The 19,431-nt window shown below is 64.3% G+C and carries 14 protein-coding genes and 1 pseudogene; 12 read left to right on the top strand and 3 right to left on the bottom strand.

Features of this window, described 5'->3' with window-relative positions; translation table 11 throughout:
• The first annotated feature begins 322 nt into the window (after positions 1-322).
• Both PCA20602_RS07745 and PCA20602_RS07740 read left to right on the top strand, forming a co-directional pair.
• Positions 323-730, top strand: a complete 408-nt coding sequence (locus tag PCA20602_RS07745; RefSeq protein WP_069340553.1) for a DoxX family protein — start codon at positions 323-325, stop codon at positions 728-730.
• Between the two features lie 268 nt (positions 731-998).
• On the top strand, positions 999-1,568 hold the full coding sequence (locus PCA20602_RS07740; protein ID WP_150720730.1) for a Spy/CpxP family protein refolding chaperone: 570 nt from the start codon (positions 999-1,001) through the stop codon (positions 1,566-1,568).
• A gap of 84 nt (positions 1,569-1,652) precedes the next feature.
• On the opposite strand, the gene PCA20602_RS07735 is transcribed toward PCA20602_RS07740, so the two are convergent.
• Together PCA20602_RS07735 and PCA20602_RS07730 are read right to left on the bottom strand one after the other, a co-directional pair.
• Positions 1,653-2,339 carry a Fe2+-dependent dioxygenase gene (locus PCA20602_RS07735; RefSeq protein ID WP_150720729.1) on the bottom strand — a complete coding sequence of 229 codons (687 nt, stop codon included), beginning with the start codon at positions 2,337-2,339 and terminating at the stop codon, positions 1,653-1,655.
• Between the two features lie 63 nt (positions 2,340-2,402).
• Positions 2,403-4,649, bottom strand: coding sequence for a TonB-dependent receptor (locus tag PCA20602_RS07730; RefSeq protein WP_150720728.1), 2,247 nt, complete (start codon positions 4,647-4,649; stop codon positions 2,403-2,405).
• Between the two features lie 643 nt (positions 4,650-5,292).
• Between PCA20602_RS07730 and PCA20602_RS07725 the strand changes: the two genes are divergently transcribed.
• From PCA20602_RS07725 to PCA20602_RS07715, 3 genes are all read left to right on the top strand, one after another.
• Complete coding sequence (locus PCA20602_RS07725) at positions 5,293-5,520, top strand: ABC transporter substrate-binding protein (protein ID WP_425495654.1); 228 nt, start codon at positions 5,293-5,295, stop codon at positions 5,518-5,520.
• 294 nt (positions 5,521-5,814) lie between these two features.
• Entirely contained in the window at positions 5,815-9,573 is a 3,759-nt protein-coding gene (locus PCA20602_RS07720; RefSeq protein ID WP_150720726.1) for an AfsR/SARP family transcriptional regulator, read from the top strand.
• Between the two features lie 171 nt (positions 9,574-9,744).
• On the top strand, positions 9,745-10,311 hold the full coding sequence (locus tag PCA20602_RS07715; protein WP_174980894.1) for a molybdopterin-dependent oxidoreductase: 567 nt from the start codon (positions 9,745-9,747) through the stop codon (positions 10,309-10,311).
• A 384-nt stretch (positions 10,312-10,695) separates the two neighbouring features.
• Here PCA20602_RS07715 and PCA20602_RS07710 read toward each other — a convergent pair.
• A pseudogene (locus PCA20602_RS07710) lies at positions 10,696-11,511 on the bottom strand (FadR/GntR family transcriptional regulator); the annotation flags it as partial.
• A gap of 218 nt (positions 11,512-11,729) precedes the next feature.
• On the opposite strand from PCA20602_RS07710, the gene PCA20602_RS07705 reads away from it, so the two are divergent.
• From PCA20602_RS07705 to PCA20602_RS07675, 7 genes are all read left to right on the top strand, one after another.
• Positions 11,730-12,935 carry an ABC transporter substrate-binding protein gene (locus tag PCA20602_RS07705; protein ID WP_150720724.1) on the top strand — a complete coding sequence of 402 codons (1,206 nt, stop codon included), beginning with the start codon at positions 11,730-11,732 and terminating at the stop codon, positions 12,933-12,935.
• Positions 12,936-13,181: 246 nt separating this feature from the next.
• Complete coding sequence (locus PCA20602_RS07700) at positions 13,182-14,039, top strand: branched-chain amino acid ABC transporter permease (RefSeq protein WP_150720723.1); 858 nt, start codon at positions 13,182-13,184, stop codon at positions 14,037-14,039.
• Entirely contained in the window at positions 14,039-15,037 is a 999-nt protein-coding gene (locus PCA20602_RS07695) for a branched-chain amino acid ABC transporter permease (protein ID WP_150720722.1), read from the top strand. Before PCA20602_RS07700 ends, PCA20602_RS07695 begins: the two co-directional genes overlap by 1 nt.
• Complete coding sequence (locus tag PCA20602_RS07690; RefSeq protein WP_150720721.1) at positions 15,034-15,801, top strand: ABC transporter ATP-binding protein; 768 nt, start codon at positions 15,034-15,036, stop codon at positions 15,799-15,801. Before PCA20602_RS07695 ends, PCA20602_RS07690 begins: the two co-directional genes overlap by 4 nt.
• Positions 15,798-16,499, top strand: a complete 702-nt coding sequence (locus PCA20602_RS07685; protein WP_069340544.1) for an ABC transporter ATP-binding protein — start codon at positions 15,798-15,800, stop codon at positions 16,497-16,499. Before PCA20602_RS07690 ends, PCA20602_RS07685 begins: the two co-directional genes overlap by 4 nt.
• Positions 16,500-16,526: 27 nt before the next feature.
• On the top strand, positions 16,527-17,789 hold the full coding sequence (locus PCA20602_RS07680) for a Zn-dependent hydrolase (protein ID WP_150720720.1): 1,263 nt from the start codon (positions 16,527-16,529) through the stop codon (positions 17,787-17,789).
• Positions 17,786-19,285 (top strand): M81 family metallopeptidase, encoded by a 1,500-nt coding sequence (locus PCA20602_RS07675; RefSeq protein WP_150720719.1) that lies wholly within the window; start codon positions 17,786-17,788, stop codon positions 19,283-19,285. The genes PCA20602_RS07680 and PCA20602_RS07675 overlap by 4 nt, the downstream gene beginning before the upstream one ends.
• Positions 19,286-19,431 lie beyond the last annotated feature (146 nt).

Here is a 19,431-nt window from a genome sequence, read left to right as displayed (position 1 = left end):
TCGACGGGGACCGAGCCTGCCGGCGAGATTGCCGGCGAATTTGCTGCGTCCTTATGCGGATTAACGAAGCCGGCGAGCCGCCCGCCGACAGCCGTCGTGTAACGCGGCAGTCCGAAAAGTAACGGCTTGTAATCGCGTTGGGATGGGCCTCCGACGCTATGTCCATGAAATCATTGGGGCACCCGCAGACAGCGCCGTAACGATTTGATACAGTGGTGCCCATTTGGCCGGCACGCCCTGTCCGTCTGGACGGATAAGCGCGCCACTTTAGAATCCGTCAGCCCCCTTACGCGAACACGCGAGTCAAGAAGGAGCCTTCACCATGCAGAGCACCAGAGACGATCTCGGCAAACTGATCCTGCGTCTTACCCTCGGTATCCTGCTGCTGTTTCACGGCGTCAGCAAAGTCATCAACGGTGTGGGCTTTATCGAGGGCATGATCACGTCGCACGGTCTGCCGTCGTTTCTCGCCTACGGTGCCTATCTGGGTGAAGTGCTCGCACCGGTGCTGCTGATTCTCGGCGTGCTCACCCGTCTGGGCGGCCTGCTCGTCGTGGGCAACATGCTCGTCGCCTTCTCGCTGGTTCACCTGAGCCAACTGGGCGATCTGTCGAAGACCGGCGGCTGGGCGCTGGAATTGCAGGGCTTCTATCTGTTCATGGGCCTGTGCGTGATCCTGTTCGGCGCGGGCCGCTACAGCGTGTCGGGCGGACGCGGCGCGTGGGACTGATCCGCCCCGCCCTGCCCGCCTTCTCTGCCATGAAAGGCACGGAGAGGAACCGGGGGAACTGATCGTCGTACGCCGTGCCGTGCGATTGTCACGCGGCCCGCTACGCGTCGGAAATGGACGCAAGGCGGGCCGAGTCGTTTCCGAATGTTGCTAACGCGGGCGCTGGTAACGTGGGGTAATACAGCCGTTGCACTTTGCAACTTGTTAGGCTGGCTGATGACTTACTCTGAAACTGCCAATTCCGGCAGTATCGAAAGGAGTGAACACCATGCGCAAACTGAAGATCGCCGCCGCGTCGGCCATCGTTGCCGCCACCGCGATGTTCGGCGTCGCCCATGCCGCAGACGCCCCTGCGCCGGCCACCGGACCGCACGCTGCCATGCACCACATGCGCGGCGACCACGGCCCCTGGGGGCTGGGTAACATCAGCAAACTGCACGATCAACTGAAGCTCAACGCCCAGCAGGAGCAAGCCTGGCAACAGGCGGTCGCGACCTCGAAACAGAATCGCGACGCCATGCGCAAGAACGGCGAGCAATTCCGTCAGATGATCGCGCAGACGAAGGACCAGCAGGTGCTGGATCTGGCCGGCATGCGTGCCGCGCGCGAGAAGGTATTCGATCAGAACCGCCAGCTTCGCAGCCAGACCGAAGATGCATGGCTGAATGTCTATAACGGACTGAACAACGATCAGAAGACGATCGTCAGCAATGCCATCAAAGCACGCTGGACCAAGATGAAGGCGTGGCACGACAAGGCGATGCAGCATCGTGGCCAGATGCACAAGGGTGCACCGGCGCCGACCCCGGCACCGGCCCCTGCCGGCCAGGCACAATAAGCGCGAGGCCAGCGCCGCCGGGCACGCCTGCCCGGCATGTTGTGGAACGCCCGTCCCCCTCACCGGGGGCGGGCGTTTTTTCGTTCAGGTCTCGCTCCAGACCCGCAGCAGGTTGTGATAACAGCCCACGAGCGTGCGACGCGCCATCTCGTCCGCATCGGTCGAATTCAATCGCTGGATCGCATTGTCCATGTCGAAGAGCAGCGTGCGCTGTGTGTCGTCGCGCACCAGACTCTGCACCCAGAAGAAACAGCCGACACGCACGCCACGCGTGATCGGATTGACGCGATGCAGACTCGTCGCCGGATACAGCACCATGTCGCCCGCCGCCAGCTTGACCTGATGCGCGCCGTACTGATCCTCGATGACGAGCTCGCCGCCGTCGTACTCCTCGGCAGACGCAAGAAACAGCGTCGCCGAGATGTCCGTGCGAATGCGCATGCCGCTGCCCGGTTGCAGACGAATCGCGCCGTCCACATGGTTGCCGAAGTGCATGCCCTCGCCGTAGCGGTTGAACATCGGCGCGTAGACCTTGTTCGGCAGCGCAGCGCTGATGAACAACGGATTACGCTCCAGCGCGCCAAGAATCACGTCGCCCAACTCTCGGGCGACGGCCGAGCGTTCATCGATCTGCTGGTTCTGTTTGACGGGCGCGCCCTGATAGCCCGCCGTGGCCAGCCCGTCGACCCAGGCGTCGCCCGCGTTATCGAGTTTCGCGCGAACCCATCGCACCTGATCGACGGAGAGAACGTTGGGTATGCGCAGCAGCATCGGCGGGTGTCCTTCGAGAGCGGAAGCCGTATCGGAAACGACGTCGGAAGCGGTCAGAAGCAATCAGAAACGATAAGTGCCCGTGAGCAACGCCGTACGTCCGATCCCCGGCGTGGCACGGCCACCGTCCGACTGAATCAGCCCGTCCCAATACGTCTTGTTGAAGACGTTGAGCAGGTTGAAACGAATGTCGTACTTGGGCTGATGATACGCCACCGTGGCGTCCCAGCGGGTGTAGCCGCCGACCCGAATCAGGTTCGTGTTCGCCGCGTAACGCATCGACATGTAGTTCATGCCGCCGCCCACTTCCCAATGCCCCAGCGTGTACGTCGACCACAGCGTCAGCGAGTGACGCGGGGTGTTGGCGAGCACATTGCCCTGCGTGCCGTCGTTCGCCTGAACGACCTGCGAATTCAGGAACATGTAGCCGCCCATCACCTGCCAGTTCGACGTGATGTGGCCCGTGGCACTTACTTCCGCGCCACGAATGCGCACCTTGCCCGCGTTCGTGAATTCACCCGACGTACCGGTCTGCGTGCGCGCGTTGTTCTTCGTCACCTGGAACAGCGCGGTGTTGATCGAGAGGTTGTCGTCGAACAGATTCCATTTGCTGCCGACCTCGAACGACTCGTTCGTCTCCGGCGGCAACGCCTGCGTATTGTTCGTGACGGTCAGCGCTTCGAGCGACGGGTTGAACGACGTGCCGTACGAGAAGTAGTACGACTGCGCCTCGCTCGGCTGATAGATCAGACCGGTACGAACGCTCGTGTAACTGACGGTCTGCGTCGAGTAACCCGGCGCGCTGATGCTGTTCGACAACTGCGCCTTGTAGCGATCCCAGCGCAGCCCGCCCACGACCTTCCAGTGCTTGTTGAGCTCAAGCGTGTCGTTCGCGTAGAACGCGACCGTCTCCGCCGACCCCTGCGCGAGGTTGCCGGTGGACGTCGTCACGTTCGGCAGGCTCGACAAGTACGCCGTGCTATTGGCAGGAATCCAGCCGAGGAAGCCAGACGCCTGACCGGCGCCGGTGCGCAGGTACGTCTGGTTCTCATACGTGTCGCGACCGAGTTCCGCCCCGGCGATCAGCGTGTGCTTGAACGGCCCGGTATCGAACTTCTTCACGATGTCGGTCTGGTTGAACAGCGCGGTGTCGGTGATCTGACGATCATGACTTTGCAACTGCACGAACAACTGATCGAGCGAGTACGACGGAATGCCTGCCGTGGGCCCCACCGGGAGCGCCGTGAAGCCGCCCTTGCCGTTGGAAATGCCGACCGCGTGCGGCGACGTTTCGATGGCGTCGATCACGTAGCGGCTGTACTGCGTCTGGTTGGTGATCGTCAGGCTGTCGTCGACCCTGTGCTTGATCTTGGCCGAAACACTCAGCACGTCCTGCACCGTGCGGTCGGTCGTCAGGCCGTAGAACTGGTTCTTCGAGACCGGCAGCGGGTTGCCGTTGTAGCCGACGATGCCGTAGTCCGGCATGTCGCGGTTATGTTCGATGAGCGCGGAGAGCGTGATTTCCGTGGGGGTACCGATACCGAGCTTGAGCGTCGGCGCGACGCCCCAGTCCTGGTTGTACATGACGTCGCGCGTGGTGTGAATGTCCTGCGCGAAGCCGTTGATACGGAAGGCGGCGGTATCCGAGAGCGGACGGTTGAAGTCGAACGAGCCGCGATAGCGGTCATTGGTACCGATGGTGCCGGAGACTTCGTTGAGCGGCTTGAGGTTGGCCTGCTTGCTCACCTGATTGATCACGCCGCCGGTCGAGCCGCGACCGAAGAGCATCGACGACGGGCCTTCGAGCACTTCGATGGAGTCGAGATAGAACGTATCGCGATAGTACTGACCGCGATCGCGGAAGCCGTCGAGATAGATGTCGGTGCGCGCCGAGAAGCCTCGCAGGTTGATGTTGTTGCCGATCTGACCGCCCTCCGCGCCGCCGAGCGTGATGGCCGGCGAGTTGCGCAACGCGTCGGAAAACGACGTGGCGCCCTGTGCCTGCATCACCGCCTTGTCGATGACCGTCACCGATTGCGGAATGTCGCGAATCGCCGTGGGCACCTTGCCGCCAACGCTCGATATGTCGCGTTGATACTCCTCGCGAATCGAGGCCCCCGAGACGTCGGTCTGCGGCAACGCTGCGGCCGGTGCGGCAGGCGCCGCAGCGGAACCCGCAGATTTGGCATCCGGCGTTGCGGCAGCATTGGGCGCGGTGCTCTGCGCCATCGCGGGTGAGGCATAGGTAACGGCGAGCGGCGCGGCGAAGAGCGCCATCATCGCCAGAGCCAGCGGCTTGCGTTGCATCATGATGTTCAGGTGCGTCCTAACGGAATGAGCGGAAATGCATGGGGAACAATCTGGGGCGCGAATATAAATAGGAATGATTTTCATTACAAGATACCCGCACGACGGTAACCTCATGAATTCTCAAGACATTTTGTAATACGTCGTAACACATCAGCACCTAAATGGTGCGCGTGTGCGATAAGGCGATGAAAGCATTCGAATTGTTTTGTCGACATCGAATCGCTATTACCCGGAGTCGGCACATCGATATGCGGGTTTTCCCCAAGGGCACGAACGCAACGGTCGGGGAACGTTCGGCCATCCGGGCGATTTTTAGCGACACGCGCCGGTTTCGACTGTCGATATCGAGGGGTTGCGGGCGTTGGGAGAAGCGTGAATCGCGAGATGACACGAGATGGACCGAGACGGGCCATTGGCTGCGTGACACGGCAAAACGAATATCCATATGACGGCCGTCTCGCTATGCAAAGTCGGATCGCTTATTGGCGCCGGGGCGGGACATCGCGATACAAGGCGAGTTCTTCCGAATCCTTCGGCCATCGTCGTCACCTCGCCTCGCTCGTGACCCGCCAGCCCGACTCCGTCTCCTTCACGTCTGCCCAGTCACCGTCCACCGCTGTCGCCGGATGCCGAGGCGATACTGGTGCCGCAGAATTCACCCATCAAAACGCTCTCGGAACTCAAGGGCAAACGCATCGCCGTGACGAAGGGCGCGGGCGTGCACTATCTGCTCATCGCGGCCTTGCAAAGTGTTGGTCTGCGAATCAACGACGTGCAGCCCGCCTATCTCACTCCGGCCGACGGACGCGCTGCCTTCGCGAGCGGCAACGTCGACGCGGCCGATGCGGCGATCTGGCAAGCGCCGGCCTGATCGTCACGCTATTTTCCCTGCGGGTAATCACGGATGATTTTTGAAGGTATTTCCGACGGATTTCATACTCCTGTTTATACTTCCGTATGTAATACCTAAAGCATTCGGCCGGAGCCCCCCCGGAACGGCCTTGGCGTCTCGCCAGCTGGGTCGCGATCCGGTTCCCGACGGCAGCATCGACTGTCACGCGGGCGCTTCGGGCGCGTCGATCTGACGCGATGACATCATGAAATTCGCAACACCGGCGAACGCCCGCGAGGCCCGCCGGTTTTGCTTATTTGCCGTCCAGGGACAATGCAAGCCAACAGATCGCTCTACCTGCTCGGACCGATGCGGGTCGAACAAGGCAAACAGGCCTGCGCCGTGAAGTACACGAAAGCGCGCGGCCTGCTCGCCTATCTCGCCCTGCAACCGGGCTATCACACACGCGGCGCGCTGGCCGACCTGTTCTGGCCCGAGGAAGACGGCCAGGGCGGACGCGACAAGCTCAAGCGCATGCTGTTCCATCTGCGCGACACCCTCGGCGACGAACTCTTCGAATCCGACCGTCAGGTCGTGCGTCTGCGCCCCGAGACCGGGCTCTGGATCGACGCCCACGTGTTCGCCAGCATGATCGAGCAGGCCCATCGCACGCTCGACGGCGTCACCGGTCTGGATCTCGCCGCGCATCTGCAACATCTGGCCGACGCCGTCGCGCTCTATCAGGGGCCGTTCCTGCATGGTCTGTCCGTGCGCGACACGCCCGATCTCGAACAGTGGATCGAGTTGCAGCGCGACGAATACCAGCGCCGCCGTGTCTTCGGCGAACGCTTGCTGGCCGACGGCTACGCGCGACTCGGCGACCTCGATCAGGCGCTCGCGCATGCGCGTCAACTGGTGGCACTGGCGCCGTTCGACGAAACCGGGTGGCATTGCCTGCTCGCGCTGTTGCTGCGCGCCGGGCGTCGCGACGACGCCGAAACCGAATACCGGCGGCTGTGCGACATCCTCCATGAAGAACTCGGCGAGTTGCCCGGCGAAGCGCTCACGCAATTGCTCGAAACGCCACCCGCACGCATCGAACAGCGCGCAACGGGCCCCGAGCGTCGGCAGATCACGGTCGTGGCCATCGAGTTCGCGCCGACCGGCGTCGACGATCCCGATCAGCTCGTGGCGATGATGCGCCCGCCCCTCGTGCAGTGCGAAACGATCCTGCGTCAGTCGTGGGGCTACACCCTGCGCACGCCGACCGGCGGCCTGCTCGGCTACTTCGGCTACCCGACCGCACTGGAAGGCGCGGGACGTCACGCCGTCGAAGCCGCCGTGCGTTGTGCGCAGGCGAACACCGTACGCGTGGGCATCGGTGTGGGCGTTCACACCGGACTCGTCATCAGCTCGGCGGCAGACGACAGTCCCGACACCGGCGGACGGGTCTCGCGCTCCGCCACGCAACTCGCCGATATGGCCTTGCCCGGCGAAGTCGTGATCTGCGACGCCACGCAGCGCCTCATCGGCGTTGCCATCGCGACGACGGCGCACGGCAGCGTGCGCGAGCGTCACGGCAATCGCGAAATTCCTGTGTTCCGCGTCAATCCCGATCCCACGCCCGAGCGTCGTTCGCGCCGCCGTGCCGCCATGCTCTTCGGGCGCGACGCCGCCCTCGCCGAACTCGCCGCCGCCCACGCGGCGATGCGCGACGCGAGCACCGGCCACGGTGTGCTCGCCCTCGTGATCGGCGAAGCCGGCATCGGGAAGACGGCGCTGGTGCGTCACTTCGTCGAGGCGCGCGGGTTGCGCTCCATCGATCTCGCGTGCGCGCAAGACGGCGCCGGCACCCCGTTCCATCCGATTGCCCGCTGGCTGCGCTCGCAATCGACCGCGGAGGCTTCGCAGCTTCCCCAACCCGCCCTGCTCGCCCATCGTCGTCTGCGCGCCCTGTTCGACATGCATGCCGACGGCAACGTGCCTCACGCGTGGAAGCAGGCGGTACTCGACGAAGCGCCGACATTGCTCGCATCGTTGCTGCCGGACGGCGGTGTCATCGCGCTCGACGACGCGCACTGGGCCGATCCGTCCACGCAGGAATTGCTCGCGGCGATGGCCGAGAACGCCCCGGGCGGACGTCTGCTGATCGTGGGCGCGCGCCCCGAATTCGAGTTGCCGTGGCGGCACACCGTAGGCTTGCGGCGCATCGACCTCGCGCCGCTCGACCCGGGCGCCGCCGCGTCCATCGTGCGCGCGGCAACGCCTCGCGTAGCCTTGCCCGCCGCCATGCGCGAGCGCATCGTGCATCTGGCCGAAGGCGTGCCGCTGTTCCTTCAGGAGCTGGCGCGAGCCACGGCGGCGCAGCAAGGCGGACGCAGTGCCGCGACGGCCATGCCGATGCCCGCGAGCCTTCAGGAACTGATGATGGCGCGCATTGACGCTGCGGGCAGCGCCAAGCCGGTCGCGCACTTCGCGTCCTGCCTCGGTCACGAGTTCCACGCCGAGTTGCTGGCTGCCGCGAGCGGTCGTTCGATGGCGCTCGTGGAGCGCTCGCTCGACACGCTCGTCGCCTGCGCCCTCGTGCAGCGCCAGGATCTCGGACGTTACGTCTTCCGTCACGCGCTGCTGCACAAGGCCGCTTACGACGCACAGCCGCAAGAGCGCCGGCAGGACGCGCACCGTCGTATCGCGCTGGCGATGCGCGACCACGACTCGGTGCAGACCGAACCCGAAGTGCTCGCGTGGCACTTCCGTCAGGCCGACGAACCGGACGCCGCCATCGAGCACTATCGTCTCGCAGGCGAGTATGCGACGGGACGGCAGGCGTTTCGTGAAGCATGCGCGCATTATCAAAGCGCGCTCGATGTGTTGCGTCAGACCGGCACCAGCGCCCAGACCGCCCCGCGCGAACTGCAACTGCGCATGGCGATGGGCGTGCCGCTCGTCTCGCTGCACGGCTATGGTTCGGAACCGGCGCGTCACAACTTCGAGACGGCGCTGGCGCTCGCGCAACCGATGGGCGACGACATCACGCTCTTCCCCGTCTACTGGGGGCTGTGGCTCGGCTCCAGTTCGTGGAGCGACTTCGAGCGCAGCATCGATCTCGCGCGCAAGCTTATCCTCATTGCGGAACAGGCCGGCTCCTCGCCGCTGCTCGCGCACGCCTATTACGCGCTCGGCAACAGCCTGTGCTGTCACGGCGACTTCGGCGGCGCCATCGCCGCGCTGGAAGCCGGGCTCGCGCACTACCGTCCCGAGCATGCAGACACCGGCCTTGGCGAAGACGCGCGCATCACCGGTCTGTCGTTCCTGTCGTGGGCGTACTGGTTCACGGGACGCCACGACGCGTCGCTCGCTGCCAGCGAAGACGCCCTCGCGCTGGGACGTCAGCAAGGCCGCCGCTATTCCTTCGCCTTCGCGCTGGTGTTTGCGGCGATGCTGCGACGCCTGCGTCGTGAAGTCGCACCGGCCGAAGCGCTGGCGAGCGAAGCGACCGAAGTGGCTTCTGAGACCGGTGTTGCCCTGTGGGCGCTCGCGGGCCAGACGATTCGCGGCTGGGCGATCGCCTCGCGTGGCGACGTGAACGGATTGGAGCGCATCACCGACAGCGTTGGCCGTCTGAGCGAAATCATGGGCGGCGTCGAAGGCATGTTCTTCGGCCTGCTCGTCGAAGCGTGTGCTGGCACGGGCGACATCGCCCTCGGCCTGCACGCCGCGGAGCGCGGCGCGCATTTGTCGGCGCGTCGCAACGATGGACACTGGCAAGCCGAGTTCCTGCGTCAGAAGGGCGACTTCCTGCGCGCGGGCCATCATCCTGACGATGCCGTGCGTCCGTGGCTCGAACACGCCTTGCAGGTCGCGCGTGCGCAGGCGTCGCCGATGCTCACGCTGCGCGCCGCGCACAGCTTGCTGCGGCTGGGCGGTGTCAATTCACCGGACAGCCTGAGCGACGCCGAATGCATGTCCGTGCTGCGCGACGCCCTCGACGCCCTGCAAGGCGGCGAGACGCTTGCCGACGTTCAGGAAGCCCGCGCCACGCTGGCCGAAGTCGCCGCGCGTAACACCCGCACGGCGCGCTACGGCAGCTAGACGCGACATCCACTGGCTTGCCGACCAATCAGCAAATCGGCAAGCCGGTGCCTATGCGATGCCGTCTCAGGCCGTGTGAATAGCCGCTATCAGACACTTCGTATGTCCGCGCGAAGTCCGGCCGCTATATTGAGGCGACCGGCTCCCCCAGGCCGACATACCGAATCCACCATGTCCATCGACCCTCTGCGCGCGCCGGATGCCCGCCTCACCGCCAACGGCGCGCCGCTCACACTCGTGAGCCCTCCGGTGTCATCCGCCTCACTCGTTACACCGCCGCTCACGTCACGCGAAGTCATCGTCTCCGGCGCCGTCAAACGTCGCCACTCCTTCGATCTGTGCGCGCTCATGCGCTTGCCGACGCAACTGACCGGCCCGCTCGATGTCGTCTGCCTGTCGGGTCGCAAAGTGCGCAGCGCAAGCGACTACAAGGGCGTACGACTGACCGCGTTGCTCGACGTCGCGCAATGGCGTCTGCCACAGGCGCGCGATTTCACGCGAGCCTATGTGCTGGCACAAGGCGCTGACGGCTACACCGTCATGTTCTCCTGGCATGAGTTGTACAACACACCGATCGGCGTCGGTGCGCTGGTCGTCTACGAGCGTGACGGACAGCCGCTGGGTGACGACGAAGGCGGCATCGGCCTGATTTCGACGTGCGATCTGCGCGTGGCGCTGCGTCAGGTGCGTGCACTCAAGCGGCTTACCGTCCATCTGGCAGAACCCCCGGCCTTCTGACGACGCCGACTTCACCCAGGGATCGGTGAACGGCGGCCCTAAGCCGTCGTCGTGACTTCGTCGGTGCGAATCCGATCAAGCTGACGGCGCACGCCGCTTGCGCGGGGTGGCCGAAGGCGTCGACGTTTCAACCCGTCTGGCCGACGCTGTCTTCGTTGCCGCTGCCTTCGTTGCCTTCGTTACCTTGGTCGCCTTCCCCGGGGTCGCCCGACTCGACTTCCCTTCGGCGGACGTCTTCGTCGTGGCCGGTTTCCGGCGACTTTCGCCCGAGGCTTCCTGCGCGTCGGTCGCCTTGCGCGTGCTGCGCTTGGGCGTCGCCGCGTCGTCCTGCGCCGCGACCTTCGCGGGCGCCTTCCGACGCGACACCGGCGACGCATTCGCGCCGAGCTGCGAACGCACGCGCTGCTGCATGTCGGCGATATCCGAATCGAGAATCAGACGCCCGCGCAGTTTCCCGTTCATGCGCTTGATATAGGTGCGCGCTTCCTGCATGTGGAAGTGCATGAGTTCACGCACACGAGCGACATCGCCAGCACGCGCCGCATCGGTAATCTGACGATGGATGTTGACGTTCGCCGTGCCGAACTTCTCGTGTTCGCGACGCGGTGTCTCGTTACCGAACACGATCAGTTGGCGAATCATCTCGTTGACGAGTTCGCAGGTAAAGCGCAGGAAACTGTTGGGATTGGCGGCGGCAAGAATGTCGTGAAAGTCGACGTCCGCCTGACGCTGGCGCAGCAACTCGCGGCGATCGTGCGACGCCGGACTGCAACACGACATGTTGTTCTCCAACGCCGCAAAGTCCGCCTCGGTCAGATGCGGCACGGCACCGGCGGCCAGCTCCGGTTCCAGCAACTGACGCACCGTATAGATGTCGTCGATGCTGACTTCCTTGAAGAAGAGATAGTTCTGCAAGAGCTGGAACGTGCGCTCCAGCGGCACCTCCACGACCATGCCGCCACCAGACGGTCCGGTGCTCACCTTGATGAGCCCCTGCACTTCGAGCGACTTGAGCGCTTCGCGAATCGTGCTCTTCGACACGCCGAACATCTGCTGCAACTCGACTTCGCGTGGCAGCCGATCGCCGGGCAACAGGTTGCCTTCCGTGATCAGACGCTTGATGGCTTCCGCAACCAGATCGCCACGTTTTTGTTGTTTGATTTCCAACGGTTCTCGCACCGTTTGCGCATCCAATGCCATGTGGCGCCTCAGAAGTCGGTTCGGACGGGTGTCGTGCGAAATCCGCGTAAACCCGCGTAATACCTGGCGTACAACAGCGCGGTACGGACACGCCCGATCGGAATTTTTTCCGATTGACACGAAAAACCATTATACCTACGATTAAATCCATCCTATTTATCATGATAAATATGACGGATAGGGATAAGGTCCGATTCCTCCCCCGCATGGAGATCCAATTGAATCGTCGTGAACTGTTGAAGCTCGCCGCCGCGGCGTCTCTGCCTGGCTCCCTGTTCTCCGCTCGCGACGTGTTCGCGCAAAGCACCGGAGCCATTCAACTGGCTTGTCCGGTGCCCATGTCGGGGCCGTTCGCCGCCAACGGCAAGTTTGCCGACCTCGGCATGAAACTCATCGTCGAGCAGTACGGCAAGGTACTCGGCCGACCGCTTGCCTACACCACGCTGGACACCGAAGGTAAGCCCGCCACGGCGATCCGCCGCGTGCAGGAAATCGCGCAGCAAAAGGGCGCTCGCTTCTTCGCCGGCGGCATTCTGTCGTCGGAGGCGCTTGCCATGGGCAAGGAAGCCGAGAAGGCCGGCGGCATCTTCATCACCACGGCAGGCGCCGACGAAATCACGGGCAAGGATTGCAACCCGTCTACGTTCCGCTGGTCGGTGCCGACCTTCGGTGCGATCGAACAGACGGTGCGTCCGCTCATCGAATCGATGCCCAAGGCCAAGCGCTGGTACACGATCACGCCGCAGTACGTGTTCGGCGAAGGGCTGCTCACCGCCGCGAAGAACATTTTCAAGGAAAAGGGCATCGAGCACGTGGGCAACAGCTACCACTCGCTCACGGAAAAGGAATTCTCGGGCTATCTCACCAACGCCGCTGCCGCGAAGCCGGATGTGCTGCTGATCCTGAACTTCGGCTCGCAATCGTCCGACACGCTGCGTCAGGCGGTGAGCTTCGGCATGAAGAAGAACTGCACGATCCTGATGGCCTGGGCGTCCGGGCTGGAACAGTTCGAGACGCTTGGCGCCGATCTGTGCGACGGCGTGTACTTCGGCGCGCAATACTGGCACGCCGTGGCCTCGCCGCTCAACCTCGATCTGGTCAAGCGCACGCAGGAACGATTCAAGCAGAACCCGAACTACAGCCTTGCCGGCTCGTACATCTGCACCAAGCTCATGCTCGACGGCATGATCAAGGCGGGCAGCGCCGATCCGAAGGCAGTCATCGCCGCCATGGAAGGCATGAAGTACGACGGGCTCACCGGACCGGAAGAGATCCGCAAGGGCGACCATCAGGTGCTCAAGAACTACTATCTGCTCAAGGGCAAGGCGAAGTCGAAGATGAAGAACGCCGACGACTACGCCGACATCGTCAACGCCGGGAAGTCGTTCTTGCCGCTCGACAAGACCGAGTGCAAGATGGCCTGACGTACTGAAGTACTGAAGCACCGGCACTGTTACGAGGCCGATACAAGACCTCATCGGATCACGTAGCGCGACGCTCACCCGTTCGCGCTACGTAATAAGACAAAGAAGACAAAGTGCCGGCGGTTCCGTCGTTTGTCGCTCGCGGGGACACGTTGCGTGGTCCCCGCATGTGTCGTCTGTGCCGTGCGACGTGAGTCGCCCGGCGCAAGGTGTTCCACGTCTGCACCCAAGCTCTCCGGGACGCGCATGAACGTCTATTTGTTGCAAGTCATCAACGGCGTCGGGATCGGGATGTTGTACTTCCTGCTCGCCGTCGGCCTGTCGATCATCTTCGGCCTGTTGCGCTTCGTGAACTTCGCGCACGGCGCCTTCTATCTTCTCGGTGCTTACTTCTGCTATCAGGCGCTGCAATGGGGCATGTCGTTCTGGCTTGCGCTCATCGTGTGCCCGATCGTCGTGGGCGCGCTCGCATGGATCGCAGAGAAAGTGCTGCTCTCGCATATCTACGAGAAGGCACATGAGTTCCACATCCTCGTCACCGTAGGTCTTGCACTGGTCGTGCAGGAACTGGTGATCATCGTCTGGGGGCCGCTCGGCGATAACGTCGCCGTGCCGGAAATCCTCGACGGCGTGGTCATGTGGGGCAGCTTCATCTATCCGAAGTACCGTCTTTTCCTCATCGGCTTCACGGCTGTCTTCGCGGTCGTGCTGTGGTGGCTGCTCGAAGGCACGCGACTGGGCAGCGCAGTGCGCGCGGGCAGCGAGTCGTCGGAAATGGTCTCGCTGCTCGGCATCAACGTGTTTCGCGTGTTCAGTTTCGCTTTCGCGCTGGGCGCAGGCACGGCGGCACTGGCCGGGGTACTGGCGGCGCCGGTGCGCGGCGTCGAGCCGTTCATGGGTATCGAAGCGCTGGGCATTGCGTTCGTCGTGGTGGTTATCGGCGGCATGGGCAGCTTTGCGGGGGCACTCGTGGGCGGTCTCGTGATCGGCATCGTGCAGAGTCTGATGAGCACGATCTGGCCGGAAGGCGCACGACTGATGATTTACGTGGCGATGGCGGCGGTGCTTCTCCTGCGCCCGCACGGCCTGCTCGGGAGGGGATGATGCTGGTACGTTACCGTTTTTGGCTGCTCGCCGCGGCCGTCACGCTGATCCTGCCGGTCACGCTCTCGTCGGGCACGCTCGCCACCGAAGTGCTGATCTACGCGCTCGCGGCGCTCGGCTGCAACCTGCTGCTTGGCTACACGGGTCTGCTGTCGTTCGGACAAGGCATCTTCTTCGGTCTGGGCAGCTACACGCTGGGCATTCTGCTCACGCGCTGGTCGCTGCCGATGCCGGTGGCGATCGTCGCCTCGATCGCGCTCGGCGCGGCCATCGCCACGATCGTGGGCAGCTTCGCGATCCGGCAGAAGGGCACCTACTTCGTGATGCTCACGCTCGCCTGCGCGCAGATGTTCTATTTCCTCGCGTACACGGCAACGGACTGGACGGGCGGCGACAACGGCCTGCTCGATATTCCGCGCAAGTCGCTCACGCTGGGCGGCAAGACGCTGATCCCGCTCGACACGCCCTGGCAGTACTACACCTTCGTGGCCGTCGTCTTCCTGATCGTGTTCGCCTGGCTGCTGCGCGTGGCGGACTCGGTGTTCGGACGCACGCTGCTCGCCCTTCGCGACAACGAAACGCGTGCCGCCGCCATCGGCTATCACGTGAAGACCTTCAAGCTCGTGGCGTTCGCTATCTCCGGCGCGGTCACGGCGCTTGCCGGCGCACTGCATGCGCTGATGACGGGCATCGCGCCGCTGTCGAACATTGAGTACCACACGAGCGAGATGATCCTCGTGATGACGGTGATCGGCGGCACGGGCAACCTGTTCGCGTCGGTGCTGGGTGCCGCGTTCTACGTGCTTGCCGCCGACTGGCTCTCGACCCTCTGGCCGCGCTGGCTGCTGCTGCTCGGCCTGCTGCTGATCGCCGTGAGCCTGTTCATGCATCGCGGCCTGTGGGGCGTGGGCGAAACGCTGTGGCATCGCATCACAGGCAAACGCCCTGCGGCCGACGGCAAACTGGACACACAGAGTACGCAGGGAGACCCGACATGAGCGACGCTCTCATCGAAGCCTCGGGCATCGTCAAACGCTACGGCAAGTTCACTGCGCTGCATGGCGTCGACCTGCGCGTAGCGCCCCGCACGGTGCATTCCGTCATCGGCCCGAACGGCGCAGGCAAGACCACGCTGTTTCACATGCTTACCGGCACGGTGCCGGTCTCCGGCGGACGCATTATGTTCGACGGACACGACGTCACCACCGAAGCCGACTACCGCCGCGTGCAGCGCGGCATCGCCCGTTCGTTCCAGGTCACGGCGCTGTTCCAGAACCTCTCGGTGCGCGAGAACCTGCGACTCGCTGCGCTTGGCGTCACACCGCGCCACGCCCTTTCGACCTGGCGCAAGGCCGACGGGCCGCGCGCGTGCGCGTCCGTCGTGGACGACGTGCTCACGCGACTCGCCCTCACGCGTCACGCCGACACCGCCGCAGGCTCGCTCTCGCACGGTCAGCAGCGACGCCTCGAAGTCGGCATGGCGCTCGCTGCACGTCCCAAGGCGATCTTTCTGGACGAACCGACGTCCGGCATGGGCATCGACGATCTCGACGACATGAAGCAGCTCATCCGGGGGCTGCGCGACGATCACACCGTGGTACTGATCGAGCACAACATGAACATCGTGATGGACATCTCCGACACGATCACCGTCATGCAGATGGGTCGCGTGCTCGTCGAGGGCAAGCCCGACGCCATTCGCGCCGACGACCGTGTGCGCGCCGCCTATCTCGGCAACATGATCACCGGAGGCCGCGCATGATTCTCGACGTCGCTGGCATTCACAGCTATTACGGCAAGAGCCACATCCTGCAAGGCGTGTCGCTGAACATCGGCGACGGCGAACTCGTCACCCTGCTGGGCCGCAACGGCGCGGGCAAGTCGACCACGCTCAAGACCATCGCCGGCGTGGTGCCGCCCAAGGCGGGCAGCATTACGTTCATGGGCAAGCCGGTGGCCGGGCAGCCCGCGCATCGCATCGCGGCGCGCGGGGTGTGCTTCGTGCCCGAGCATCGCGGCATCTTCAAGCTGCTCACCGTGGAAGAGAACCTGAAGCTCGGTGCGCGACGCGACTCGCCGTGGCAACTGGCCGACATCTATCGCATCTTTCCGCGCTTGCAGGAGCGTCGCAAGAACGGCGGCGCGCAATTGTCCGGGGGTGAGCAGCAGATGCTCGCCATCGGACGCGCGCTGATGAATCATCCGCGCCTGCTCATGCTCGACGAACCGGTCGAGGGTCTCGCGCCGGTGATCGTCGAGGAGATCGTTGCGCAGTTGAAGCTCATCAAGCAGGCGGGTGTGGCCATCCTGCTCGTCGAACAGAATCTGGAAGTCTGCACGCAGCTTGCCGACCGGCATTACATCGTCGAGCAGGGCGTGATCGTGTACGGCGCGGACAATGCCGCGTTTCTCGCCGACGAGGTCGTCAAGGACCGTTATCTCGGCGTGGGCGTGGCGTAGCGCGCAACTCTCAAGGATCAGTGGAACATGGAACGTCTCGACCAACCGGCTGCCGCAGTGCGCATCGACGGTGCGCGCCTGTGGGACAGCCTCATGCAACTCGCGCAAATCGGTGCGACGGACAAGGGCGGCGTGTGCCGTCTGGCGCTGACGGATCTCGACCGGCAGGGTCGTGATCTGTTCGTCGCGTGGGCGAAGGAAATCGGCTGCACGGTGCGCATTGATGCCATCGGCAACATCTTCGCGCGCCGCGCGGGACGCAACGATACGCTGCCGCCCGTAATGACCGGCAGCCACATCGACACGCAGCCGACCGGCGGCAAGTTCGACGGCAACTACGGTGTGCTCGCCGGGCTGGAAGTGCTGCGCACGCTCAACGACAACCACATCGTGACGGAAGCGCCGCTCGAAGTCGCCGTGTGGACAAACGAAGAGGGCTCGCGCTTCGTGCCGGTGATGATGGGCTCCGGCGTCTACGCGGGCGCATTCACACTGGAGCACGCCCTCGCCCAGAAGGACCATGACGGCGTGAGCGTGGCCGAAGCGCTCGGCAGCATCGGCTATGCAGGTCCGACGTCTGCCGTGGGGCAGCACGGTGCGGTCGGCGCGTACTTCGAAGCGCACATCGAGCAGGGCCCGGTGCTCGAAGCGCATGACAAAACCATTGGCGTCGTGCAGGGCGCACTCGGCCAGCGCTGGTACGACGTGACCATCACCGGCATGGAAGCGCACGCAGGCCCCACGCCGATGGAACTGCGCCGCGATGCGCTGCTCGCGGCTGCCCGGTTGATTCAGACTGTCAACCGCATCGCGTGTGAGCATGCGCCGCATGCCCGTGGCACGGTTGGCTGGCTTGATAACTATCCGAATTCGCGCAACGTCATTCCGGGGCGCGTGAAGCTCTCCGTCGATCTGCGCGCGGCCGACGACGCCACGCTCGACGCCCTGAACGCCAAGCTTCGCGCCGAGTGCACGGCGTTGAGCGCTGACGGCATCGACGTCGCCATCGAGCAGGTCGTGTACTTCCCGCCGCAACCGTTCGCACCGGAGCTCGTCGACGCGATCCGCACCGGTGCGCAGACGCTCGGCTATTCTTCGATGGACGCCATCAGCGGCGCCGGACACGACGCCGTGTATCTCGCGCGCGTCGCACCCACCGCGATGATCTTCGTGCCGTGCAAGGACGGCATCAGCCACAACGAGATCGAAGACGCCGATCCGGCGCACCTCGAAGCCGGTTGCAACGTGCTGCTGCAAGCCATGCTGCAACGCGCGGGAGGTGCGGCATGAAGGTGATGATCGCGCGCATGAACCACGAGACGAACACGTTCTCGCCGGTGCCCACGCCGCTCGACGCTTTCGGCAATCACGGCCCGACCTACGACGCCGAGGCCTATCGCGACAACAAGGGCATGCGCACGGCGATGGCCGCGTTCATCGATCTGGCGGAAGCCGCGGGCGCGCAGATGGTGACGCCCGTGTCGGCCGGGGCGAATCCCAGCGGCCCTGTGGCGGCGAGCGCCTACGATGAACTGTGTGATCGCATCGTGGCAGCCGCCACGGGGGTCGACGCCATCCTGCTCGACCTGCATGGCGCCATGGTGGCGGAGAACAGCAACGACGGCGAGGGCGACCTGCTCGAACGCGTGCGCGCGGCCGCGCCGGACACGCCGATTGCCGTCGCCCTCGATCTGCATGCGAACGTCACCGAGAAGATCGTGGCGAACGCCGACATCGTCGTGGGCTTCAAGACGTATCCGCACATCGACATGTACGAGACAGGCGAGCATGCCGGACGTCTGCTGTTCGAGCGACTCGCAGGCAAGCGCCGTCCGACGGTCGTGTGGCAACAACCGCCGTTGATGGTGCATACGCTGCGCAGCACGAGCCATGGCGGTGCGATGAAACGCGCGCTGGATGCCGCTCGGCGTGCCGAAGCGGAGGAGGGTATCCCTGCCGTCTCGGTGTTCTCCGGCTTTTCGCTCGCCGATATTCCCGCGCCATGCATCAGCGTGGTGGTGACGGCGGAGGCGGGCGAGGGCGGCGTCGCCCGTGCACAGGCGGTGGCAGATCGCATCGCCGGACAGATTTGGGACGACCGCGACGATTTCGTCTATCGCAGTGCGCCGCTCGCTGACTCGATTGCCGAGGCAAGACAACTGGCCGAAGGCGCCGACAAGCCGGTGCTGCTGCTTGACCACAGCGACAACTGCATGTCGGGCGGCACCTGCGACACGATGGACGTGCTGGAAGCCGCGCTGGCTGGCGGGCTGACAGGCATCGGCGTCGGTCCGTTGTGCGACCCCGAAGCGGTAGCGACGCTGATCGCCGCAGGCGAGGGCGCCGAGGTCACGCTGGCCGTGGGCAACAAACGTCCGCTCACGCAACTGGGCATCACGAAGACACCGCCGGTGCTTACCGGCATCGTGCGCAAGATCAGCGACGGCGAGTACATCGTCTCCGGGCCGACCTACACGGGCCAGCGCTGCTGCATGGGCCGGACTGTGTTGTTCGATATCGGACCGGCACGCATCGTCGTCACGGAGCGCACGCATGAGCCGTGGGATCACGGCGTATTCACGTGCGTGGGGCTCGACCCGCACCGCGAGCGGTTCCTGCTGCTCAAGTCACGGATGTACTGCCGCCCCGTGTTCGTCCCGATCTCGGCCGGGCTGGTCGAATGCGACAGCGACGGCGTGACGAGTTCGAACTACGCGCTCTTTCCGTTCTCGCGCGTGAACCGTCCTGTGTATCCGCTGGATGCGGGAGCGACATTCGGCGAGTGACCGTGTGAGCCGATGCGCGGGTTGGCGTGGCACACGGCGTCGGCGAGCGCTGATCGGCACGTACGATCGGTACTGAGATGGCGCCCGACCTGTCAACGTTGTCAGGTGATGCGCGAGAGGTTGCGTTCTAAGCTACCTAGACCGTC

Source organism: Pandoraea capi (assembly GCF_902459735.1).
Classification (GTDB): Bacteria; Pseudomonadota; Gammaproteobacteria; order Burkholderiales; family Burkholderiaceae; genus Pandoraea; species Pandoraea capi.
This window is presented reverse-complemented; position numbering and strand designations above follow the sequence as displayed.